Source organism: Arthrobacter sp. efr-133-TYG-120, assembly GCF_030209785.1.
Classification (GTDB): domain Bacteria; phylum Actinomycetota; class Actinomycetes; order Actinomycetales; family Micrococcaceae; genus Arthrobacter.
This window is the reverse complement of sequence record NZ_JARVRI010000050.1, coordinates 41,951-51,906: the sequence shown is the minus strand read 5'-3', so window position 1 is coordinate 51,906 and position 9,956 is coordinate 41,951. Positions and strand designations below refer to the sequence as shown.

The following is a 9,956-nucleotide window of genomic DNA, read 5'->3' as shown; positions in this document are numbered from 1 at the left end:
ACCTACTCTGCCAGCCAGTCCCAGACCAGCCACCCCAATCCTCACAGTCGTTTTGAGCGCTCAGAACGACAACAACTGCGAGCTAGTTGCATTTAAATGCGGCGGAAGCGGCGCGGCGCGTCAATCCCGTCGACAAGATCGGCAAGTACGCGGCCAATAGCCGGGGTGAACTTGAATCCGTGGCCTGAGAACCCCGCGCCGACCACCAGCGGTCCAAAACGGTCGAGCAGGAAATCTTCGTTGGCCGTGCTCGTGTAAGTGCAGCTGATGGGAACCGCCGATTCGGCGTCGACCCCGGGCAGCCACTCACGAGCGTAGCGGCGGAGGGCCTCCAGCTGAACCGGCTCGGGTTCGAATGTGCGGGCATCCGGATCGGTGACAGGCCCTACGCCATGCCACCCCGCCTTGACCCCCTCGCCTGGAGTGAGCATCCCATAGACGGGGCTGTACCAATAGTCGTCACGGGGATCTCCCGGGTCCGGCGCGTGGTTGAAGCTCGGCCAGGACTGGGAATCATCGATGGGCGTGAAATGGGCAGGTTGCTCTTGGGTGACCACCAAACGGGGGAGTGGGACTTGCGTCCCGACAAGCTTGCTGGTCCAGGCGCCCGCCGCGATGACAATCCGGCGCGCCGTGATTTCCAGCGAATCGGTCACGACGACGGCGCGATCCTCGCCGAGAACGCGGATCTCGCGAACAGGGGTCGAATACTCGAAGCGGGCACCGTGTGCCTCGGCCGATGTGCGCAGCGCCTTGAGGGCCTCGGCCGCCCGGACCCGGCCCGATTCCGGCACGAAGAGGACATCGCTTCGGAACACCATGCCCCGCCAACGCTCTGACGCCTCCTTGGCGGAGATGAACTGGCTTGCGATGCCCCGCTCAGCGTGCGCGGTCCGAACTTCCCGGAGCCGGGCAACATTTCCGTGGTTGGCCAGACCCACAAGATCCAACAACTGCGTTTCGGTTTCCTCCGCGAGCCTGTCCCAGAGGTTCCTCGCTTCGCTGACCAAGGCGAGGTAGTCACCCTCTGCGTAGGCCGTGTTGAAGTTGCGCGTCGCACCATGGGAAGCCCCTACATGGTGCCCCTCCTCAAACTGCTCAAGGAGAACCACCGATCGCCCCTTGAGTGCGAGCTGCCAGGCCGCAGCTGATCCCATCGCGCCTCCGCCGACTACGACGACGTCAACATCCATCCCGGCTTCATCCATCCTGTCCTGCGGCCCTCCCACCGAGGTCCGCTGCGGTTTCCATTCTGCCGTGGACGGAGCGGCTGTTTTGAGCAGTGCCCTCGGCATGGAAGATTGGATCGGGTGAAATTCCTCCTTCCTTCGCAGACCTCGTCTTCGCGCGGCATCGCGTTTCTAAGGATCGTGTTCGGCGGCCTTTTGCTGGTGCATGGAGTCCAGAAGCTGCTCGCGGGGCAGCCTGCATTTGAGGCAACCATCGCCGCGATGGGTGTTCAAAAAGCGGAGCTGATGTCCTGGCTGGTCATCTGGGGTGAAACCGGGCTGGGCGTACTTTTGGTGCTCGGCGCTCTGACGCGGGTGGCTGGCTTCCTGGCGGCCCTCATGTACGCAGGGATCTGGTTTGTCACCGAATCGGGCAAACCGTTGTTGAGCGATAGCCCCGGAATCAACGCCGAACTGCTCATCCTGTATATCGCGTTGGCGTTGGCGTTCGCCTTCATCGGTTCCGGGGCGGTTTCGCTGGACCGGAGACTGTTTGCCGGGAAGCCAGCCCGGAAATCGCGGCGCTAGGCTCCTAGCGCCGACCCGCCTGGAGACCCGCGCGGGCCATCGCGTCCGCGTAGGAGCGGCCCATTTCGATCAGCCATTCGGTCTGGCGTTCCTTGGAACCGGCGAAGGCGCGCCCGTGCAGCGAACGGGCCTTGTAGACCTTCAGGCCGCGGCGCCAGATCAGCTGGTTGTCAGTCTTGAGGAGCATCTGCGCCAGGCGGTTGGCTTCCGTTCCGTGCGCGACGATCGCCGATGCGCGCGGGACGAGTTTGAGGAACGCGATGAGCGGCTTGAGCCCGGCACTGACCTGCTCGGGGGTCAGTTTTCCGTTCGCCTCGCCCGGAGTAAACCACGGGTGGGTGTTCCACGGCATCATCCATTCCGGGCGCAGGCCGAGCTGGAACTGCAGACCCAATAGCCGGGTGGCGGCGGCGTCGTCTCCGGCCCACACAACGCCCCGCGGGGAGGCCTCGCTGGTGTTGGAGAACAGGCTGACAATCCGGCAATCCTCCACCGAGTGCATCGGATCCACGTAGGGGACTTCGAAGCCAGGGCGGAGCTTGCGGAGGAACTCCACATGCTGGTTGACCGGAGCGATGTGCGGGGCGAAGAAAGGGCTGTCCGGAACCGCGGGAGTCACCGATTCTTCCGCGGGAGCCGCTTCGGAGCTTGCGGGTTCGACGACGGCGGGTTCGACGACGGTGGCGACCGGTTCGGCGACGGGTTCGACGACGGGAGCGGCCGCAGGGACCACCCTGCGGGTAATGACCGGGCTGGCCTTGGGCACCGAATTTGTGGGCGCCTTCTTCGGCGTGGCCGTCTTTGCGGCAGCAGCCTTCGGAGCGTCCTTCTTGGCCGGAACCTTCTTTTCGGCCTTGGCCGGGGCGTCCAGGTCATCATCCTCGTCGTCAAACAGACCATCGAAGAGCTTGTCGAGTTCGTCGTAGCCGGTGCCGTAGTCGTCGTCGAGCTCGGGGCCGCGCCCGAAACCTTCCTCGTACCGCGAGTCCAGTTCGGTGCGGTAATCCTCGTCGTGGACCTCGAAATAGTCCGGTTCGGCCAATGCGGTCATGAGAGCAGGGGTCTCCTGGGGTCGGGCAGGGGCCAGTATCGGGCGCGAAGGGGCGCGTCCGTTTCCGGGCCAGTTGATGGGGGCTCTCCGGGGGACCGGTTGAGCCTTTAGATCTTAGCAAGCCATAGATGGTCTGGAGTCCTTCAGCCGTTCATCTGACTCGGTATGTCGCGCGGCTCCGGGGATCGAGGAACCGCGATGCGTCGAACATCACCCGTGGGCGCCGCCGAGGGCGGGCGGAGACACGAGAGGGCGGTGGAATGGACGAAAGAGTCCATTCCACCGCCCTTGTTCGGCGTCAGTCGTCCGGCGTCAGCCCTCAGATGTGGATGACGAATTGTGCAAGTGCCGCGGCCGCTATGAAACTTGCGGAGAACGTGATGGTCGCCACAATGACCGTGCGCCAGTTGAGTGTCTTCAGCGCGTTGATGTCGCGTCCAACGTTCATGCCGAGCAGGGCGATCGAGCCAAGGCCCACGTAGAGCGGGTCAAGGTTGTGGGTGAAGGAGACGATCAAGCCGCTGAAAGGCAGAATCGGAGCTGTTGCCAACGTGGCGAGCGCAAGGACCCATACGCTCGACGGCACGGCGGGAACGTACTTGGCCAGTACGAATGCCAGCGCGGTAAGGAGGCCAAGGATCACCACGCCAATGACGTCGTTGATACTGCTGGACTTGGTGCCCAAGGCGTTGAGGACCACGCCCGCGGCGATGCTTGCACCGAAAGCGATAATCCACGTTGAGGGCTTCGTGCGCACTTCGGGGTCCTGGAGCACGGCTGAAACGTCCACTTTGGATCGGTCCTGTGGCCGGCGCAGCTTCGCGGCAACGGGGTTCCCGTTGCGGTCAAGGCGCTTGCCTTCGTCATCGCGGCGGAAGAGGCGCGACCAGAACTTGTAGAGCCGCAAAGACATCGGCAACGAAAGGAAGGCTCCGGCGTAGAAGCCCACAAGGTTCGTCACCAGGTTCGACAGGGCTGCAAGCGCCATGATCTCCGGTGCTTGCCCGGGATACAGGATGGACAGGGCCGCGACGCCGCCAAGCATCATGGATCCCGAGCCGAGGCCCAGGCCTAACGCGAGTGCAAGCGGGTCGAAGATGCCCATTCCGCCGAGCAAGCCGGCCAGGAGGGAGATGAAGACGGCGCCGAATACACTGCCCAGCAGCCACACGGAGAACACGCCGCGGTAGACCGGGGACTTCACGCCGAAACGCTGCAGTGCGTAGGCCAAATAAGATTCCCGGTCAATTGCCCAGGTGGCCCCGATGGCCGTGCGGCCCATGCCCAGCGCGACGCCGACCGGCAGGGCAATGATGACGGTTCCGAAGATGTGGCCGACTTCCTGGAGCAGGATGGCCGGGCCGAGGGAGGTCAGCTTGGCGAAAGAAGGTCCCACCTGGGTGCCGAGGGCCCCGAGGAACATGACGATGCTGACGTTGAGCAGTACCGAGGCCACGGCACGGCTTTGGCCGGACATGGGGCGCACCTTCTGGACGCCAATGACGGCGCCCATCAGCACCGCCCACAAGACGGGCATGAGCACGATAGCGGCGTTGCCCAGGGGAATCTTGTGTGTTCCGGCCAAGATGGCGACGGCGCAGACGGCTGTGGACAGCAGGATCATCGATCCCCATTGCCGTGCGGTCGGGGTGAAGAGGCGGGCCCGTCCGTGATCGACGTTGACTACGGGCGTATCCACCTCCGGAGTGGTTGTGGATTGGTTCTTCATTGTTGTGCACCCTTCGTGTGCTGCAGTGGCGAGGGACGGATACATCCATGCCATTTGGTATACCAAAGATGGTAAGGTGGATCACATCGCAATGCAAGACATGTCACAAAAGCTGCTCGGATTCCCCAAACCTAGGGCATTCGCGCGATCGTCCGATGCCGGACTCGGTCTGCAGCTTTTTGACCTTGGGATACCAAATTTGGAGGGTTTATGATCACTCAGCTTTCTGCCCGGTACGTCCTTGGCTATGACGGGACCGGGCACGTCATGCACACGGATGGGCACGTGGTGATGAGGGATGACGAGATCATCTACGTGGGTACCGACTACGCCGGTCCCGTTGACGAACGCCGGGACTTTGGACAGAGCCTCATCTCCCCTGGCCTCATCGATCTCGACGCCTTGACGGATATTGATCACATGATCTTCGACTCCTGGCCCACCGAGGAAATCGCTCCGGGCTTGCAATGGTCCGAAGACTACTTCCATAACCGCCGCCGCGATGTCTTCACCGCGGCGCAGCGCCAGAGCGTACGCAAGTTTGCGCTGGCGCAGCTGGCCTTGCACGGCGTGACCACCTACATGCCGATTGCCTCGGAGATCCACAGCTCCTGGGCGGAAACCTTCGAGGAACTCAAAGGGATGGCGCAGTCCAGCATCGAGCTCGGCCTGCGCGGCTTCCTGGGCTCCGCGTACCGTTCGGGGATCAACGTCACTGACCACGACGGCCAGCGCGTGATCCTTTTCGACGAGGAGGAGGGACGCACAGGGGTCGCCGACGCCGCACGGTTCCTCGACTACGCCGACGAGCTAGGACACCCGTTGCTTACCGGTGTCCTGCTGCCATGCCGGATCGAGACACTCTCGGACGAACTGATGCGCCGGACTGCCGAACTGGCCACCGAACGCAACGCGCTGGTCCGCCTCCATTGCCTCCAGGGGACCAATGAAGACGGTTTCCTCGTCAAGCTCACGGGGCGTACAGTCCTTGAGCAGCTTGCGGATTCAGGCCTGCTGGACACGCGGCTCCTCATCCCGCACGGGGTTGTCATCGACGGCACCGACCCGTCCTCCAGCGCAGAAGGCGGGCCGTTGGATGTGCTGGCCCGGCATGACGTCAGCATCATTCACTGCCCCCTGACGTCGTTCCACTACTCAGGCATGCTCAAATCCTTTGACGCCTTCGCAGCCGCCGGGGTCAACATGTGCCTGGGAACGGATTCATTCCCACCGGACCTGATCAAGGGCATCGATGTCGGCACGCACCTGGCCCGCATCGCAGAGGGCCGCCGGGACGCCGGTACGGTCTCGGCGTTCTTCGACGCTGCCACCCTGGGTGGTGCCAGGGCGCTGGGTCGCGACGACCTGGGGCGCCTGTGTCCGGGCGCCCAAGCCGACATTATGGTCGCCTCACTGGAGGACTTCCGTGACGGAGTCGTGGAAGATCCATTGCGCACGCTCATCCTCAACGGTTCGGCACGCAATGTCACCGACACGTACGTTGCGGGCCGCCCCGTGGTTGTTGACGGCTCGCTCCCAGGCATCGACCTGGATGGACTGCGCGCTGAGGGTCAGCAGCTCTTTGGACAGATGGTGGACGCCTACGGCGAACGCGACTACCTGCGGCGCGATGCCTCCGAGCTGTTTCCACCGGTCTATGCCCCGGCAGCAGCTCTGACACATGACGCGACGGCGTACGCACCTTAAGGGTTAAGGGTCAGAAGTCCCTATGTTCACGCGTGAGCTCCTCCGCGGGGCTGTTTGCCCTGCGGAGGAGCTGCAAGCGGGCTACATCCAATGCGGTGGAGAAGCCCGAGCCGGTGACTATGCGGGAATTGTTGCCCGGATCTTCCGGCTGCCCACCATCACGATGAGGCCAAGCAACAGCAGCGCTGCCGCGAACAACAACCACAGGCCATTGAAGCCGGTGCTTGCGAGAACAGCCGTTCCGGTCCCAACAGCACCCGCTGCAGTTACAGAGGCCGCATTGGCTTGTGCTGCAGTTCCGGATGCAAGGGCCGCCGGTGTCTCAACCGAAGGAGCGGCTGCAGCCGGATCGACGAAGCCCTGAGATCCGACCGGCCCGTTCACGACGGGCAGGTTCACGACCGGCAGGGTGACGGCGGGCAGGGTGACAACGGGTTGGCTGATAGAGGGCAATCCCAAACCCACCGATGCGGTGCCGACAGTGTTCGGCAGACCCAAGGGTGCCGTCAGTCCTGCACTCAAGAGCGATCCGACGCCTCCATTGGTGCCCGTCGACGCGGTGCCGAGTAGGCTCGCCGAGGTGTCACCCAAGGAGGCCAGTCCGTTCACCGACCCAGCGACGCCGGTGCCTCCGGTGGCGCCAGTCGGTGTCGTGCTGAGGACGTTGACCGCGGTGTCACCCACGGTGACAGGAGCGGTTACCGGTGCCGTGACGCCGGTTCCGCCAGTGCCTCCGGTGGCGCCAGTCGGTGTCGTGCTGAGGACGTTGACCGAGGTGTCGCCCACGGTGACTGGAGCGGTGACAGGCGCGCTGACGCCGGTGCCTCCGCTGGTGCCTGTCGGTGTCGTGCTGAGGACGTTGACCGAGGTGTCACCGACGGCGGCCAGTCCGTTCACCGGTGCCGTGACGCCGGTGCCTCCGCTGGTGCCTGTCGGTGTCGTGCTGAGGACGTTGACCGAGGTGTCACCCACGGTGACTGGAGCGGTGACAGGCGCGCTGACGGGAGCCGTCGCCTGGGTGCCAGAGGCTGTTCCAGGGGCGGAGTTGCTCAGAACTGCCAGTGAGGTGGCTCCGATATTAACAGGGACCGATATCGGAGCCACCACCTGGGTTCCGGACGGGACGGCTGCTCCGCCGGAATTGGTCGCCGGGGCCGGAACCGGGGCGAGTGCAGGGGCGGTGGTCGCGGCGCCCGAAAGGATTGAGAGCGACGTCGACCCGACGTTCACCGGAATGGACACCGGTGCAACGACTTGGGTGCCTGAGGCATTGCCCAGCGCACTTGTAGTGGTGTCTGCCGCGTTCGCGGCAGTTGCGCCGAGGGCTATCAACCCACCGGCAAAGAGGGTGCCAAGCAGCCCCTTGCGAATCATGCTGTGCATTATGTTGTTCTCCTGAACGAGTAGTTCCGAAAGGCGCATTGGAGCGCCTGGATTGGCCATTTGCCGCGGTCCGGAATTGGCTTCCGGGAAAGCGGCGGGGCGCGGAACTAGTCAGGGGATGAACCCGGGTCAAACGACACCGGAGCCGGAACTCTGCCGGCAGCAGCTGTTGACACGATGGTCCCAGCCAAGGGGTAAAACAGCTTGGTGCCTTGGAGCCAAGCGGCAGAAGCTCCCGAGGGATTGCTGGAAAGGACCGCAGAGCCGCTTACGGTGTCGCTGCCGCCTGGCGCACCGGGCGGGAATGTCCCGTCGGAGGGCGCTGAAGGTTCGTTTGAACCGCTAGCCCGGACAGTCGACTTCGAAGGCGTTGCCATCAGGCCCGGAGGGCCACTGGAGCCAGCGAGGCTGAGCAACGGGGTCGCGACATCCTGAGCCGACGTCAAGGGGACACTGCCAGCGGGCCCTGCAACAGCGGGTCCCGCTTCAAGGGCTTCGCCGATTCCGGCGGCATCGGGGATGTGGATTGAAGGCACGGTTACGTCCGGGACAGTGACCGGAAGGCTGCCAACCAAGGAACCAACGCCTGACCCGACCCCGTCAACCGCGCGCGCTGCCGGCGATACGAGGCTTGCAGTCGCGGCACTAACTGCGCCATCAGGCAGGACTGTGCTCACCATGGGCGTGTTGGCCAGAAGTTGATCGACGCTCGCAGTCAGCTGCGGAAGCTCGTTGACCACCGCAGGGGGCACCTGTACCGCGGGTAGCCGGACCTCGGGGACTGGAACGGATGCCACGGCCGGGGCCGGCACGGACGCGACACTTGCCGCAACCGCGTCGCTGACAGTTCCGGAAAGCCCCTTTGGCGTATTGTGCACCACGTTGGACACCGTAGAGCTCTTGCCGCCCAGAAGGGTGTGGTTGTTGGTGTTTCCGGAATCAGCGCTGGCTGCCGTGGAAGAGAGGGCGATCCAAACAACGGCCCCCGCGCCGGCAAGCATGACGGAGCGGAGAACATGAAGAACGCGCGACTTACTTTGCTCAGCTTCCATCTCGACACCCCCCAGCGTCAGCTTGGATCGACGATCGCTCCCATCCTAGGCCTCACTAGTTAACTAGTCCAGACGTTGGAGGGCGGATTCGCCCATTCAGTTCAGCGGGCGTCGTTGGCGTATCGGACTCCGAGCTGGGATCGCACCCCGTCGAAGAGGCGCATTGTGTTCAGCGAATCGTCCAAGGGCATCACGGGACTTTCGGTCAGTCCTTGCTGGACACAGCGGGTAACCTCACGCAGTTCGTAGGTGTAGCCGATCCCGACCGCGTCAAAACGTTCGGTCCGGGGTTCATCCCAGCCCGTTCGAATCAGCAGCTCGCGCGGATTGTTAATGGACCCCTGCGTCTGGAGGAAGCCCTTGGAGCCTGCAACGGATGCCGAGCGCGGCCCATGGGCCAGCAACGAGGATGTCAGCTGGGCGATAGCACCGCCGTCGTAACCCAGCGTGAGCGCATTCTGGGAGTCGACGCCGTCGTCCGTCAAAGTGCCGATTGCGCTGACAGACTGCGGGAAACCGAGGGTGCCCAAGGGCCACAGCAGGGCGTACACCGTGAGGTCCAAAAGGGCTCCGCCGCCGTCCGCCGGGGCCCAAATGCGGGCGGTGGGATCGTAAGGGGCAGGGAATCCAAGGTCGGCGCTGACCCACTTGATGTCGCCCAGCTCGCCCGACGCGGCAATGGCGAATGCCCTCTGCATGCTGGGCAGGAATCGACTCCACACGGCTTCCATGAGGAACAGTTTCCGTTCCCGGGCCAGAGCGACGAGCTCCGCCGCTTCACGGCCGTTGATGGTCAAAGATTTCTCGCACAGGACGTGTTTCCCGGCGTTGAGGGCATCCCTGACGATCTCGAAGTGCTGGGCATGCGGGGTGGCCACGTAGACGACATCGACGGCGTCATCGGCTAGCAGCCGCTGGTAGCCGGGTACGCCGCCGTCGTCGCCATAGGACTTCGTGACCCCCTGCGCGGCGGCAAAGGCATCCGCGGATTCCTGGCGCCGTGAACTCACTGCATGGAGGTTTGCGTCCTCGAGCTGGGCGAGGTCGCCGCTCACGGTCTTGGCGATTCCTCCCGTGGCGATGATGCCCCAGTTCAAGGCCTTGCCAGTGGCCGCGCGGGGATCCTGGTTCGGCTGGCTGAACAACCACGGTTTGGCGATATGCAGACTCATGCGGCCAATCCTCTCATTGCACAAGCCGCGTTTACAGGACGCATTCGGGCCAACGGGCCGGGAACCTTGCGATTCCCGGCCCTCCGTCTGTAGCACTGAAGAGGC

8 protein-coding genes are annotated in these 9,956 nt (G+C 64.0%); 2 read left to right on the top strand and 6 right to left on the bottom strand.

Annotated elements, in window-relative coordinates:
• Positions 1 to 92: 92 nt before the first annotated feature.
• The gene (locus QRN51_RS23010; RefSeq protein WP_284992036.1) at positions 93 to 1,193 is read right to left on the bottom strand and encodes an FAD-dependent oxidoreductase; all 1,101 of its coding nucleotides are present in this window, start codon (positions 1,191 to 1,193) and stop codon (positions 93 to 95) included.
• 117 nt (positions 1,194 to 1,310) lie between these two features.
• Here QRN51_RS23010 and QRN51_RS23005 point away from each other — a divergent pair, with 117 nt between their 5' ends.
• Entirely contained in the window at positions 1,311 to 1,757 is a 447-nt protein-coding gene (locus QRN51_RS23005; protein WP_284992032.1) for a DoxX family protein, read from the top strand.
• Positions 1,758 to 1,761: 4 nt separating this feature from the next.
• On the opposite strand, the gene QRN51_RS23000 is transcribed toward QRN51_RS23005, so the two are convergent.
• Both QRN51_RS23000 and QRN51_RS22995 read right to left on the bottom strand, forming a co-directional pair.
• The gene (locus tag QRN51_RS23000) at positions 1,762 to 2,259 is read right to left on the bottom strand and encodes a uracil-DNA glycosylase family protein (RefSeq protein WP_284992035.1); all 498 of its coding nucleotides are present in this window, start codon (positions 2,257 to 2,259) and stop codon (positions 1,762 to 1,764) included.
• An 868-nt stretch (positions 2,260 to 3,127) separates the two neighbouring features.
• Entirely contained in the window at positions 3,128 to 4,537 is a 1,410-nt protein-coding gene (locus QRN51_RS22995) for a DUF3100 domain-containing protein (RefSeq protein ID WP_284992031.1), read from the bottom strand.
• A gap of 210 nt (positions 4,538 to 4,747) precedes the next feature.
• On the opposite strand from QRN51_RS22995, the gene QRN51_RS22990 reads away from it, so the two are divergent.
• On the top strand, positions 4,748 to 6,244 hold the full coding sequence (locus QRN51_RS22990; RefSeq protein ID WP_284992030.1) for a chlorohydrolase family protein: 1,497 nt from the start codon (positions 4,748 to 4,750) through the stop codon (positions 6,242 to 6,244).
• A 117-nt stretch (positions 6,245 to 6,361) separates the two neighbouring features.
• Here QRN51_RS22990 and QRN51_RS22985 read toward each other — a convergent pair whose 3' ends face one another.
• The 3 genes from QRN51_RS22985 to QRN51_RS22975 all read right to left on the bottom strand — a co-directional run bounded on the left by QRN51_RS22985 (position 6,362) and on the right by QRN51_RS22975 (position 9,851).
• Positions 6,362 to 7,627: a DUF320 domain-containing protein gene (locus QRN51_RS22985; protein WP_284992029.1), complete on the bottom strand. Its 1,266-nt coding sequence runs from the start codon at positions 7,625 to 7,627 to the stop codon at positions 6,362 to 6,364.
• A 107-nt stretch (positions 7,628 to 7,734) separates the two neighbouring features.
• Positions 7,735 to 8,679, bottom strand: a complete 945-nt coding sequence (locus tag QRN51_RS22980) for a hypothetical protein (protein ID WP_284992028.1) — start codon at positions 8,677 to 8,679, stop codon at positions 7,735 to 7,737.
• Between the two features lie 101 nt (positions 8,680 to 8,780).
• A complete protein-coding gene (locus QRN51_RS22975) occupies positions 8,781 to 9,851 on the bottom strand; it encodes a Gfo/Idh/MocA family protein (protein ID WP_059388017.1) in 1,071 nt (356 codons plus the stop codon).
• Positions 9,852 to 9,956 lie beyond the last annotated feature (105 nt).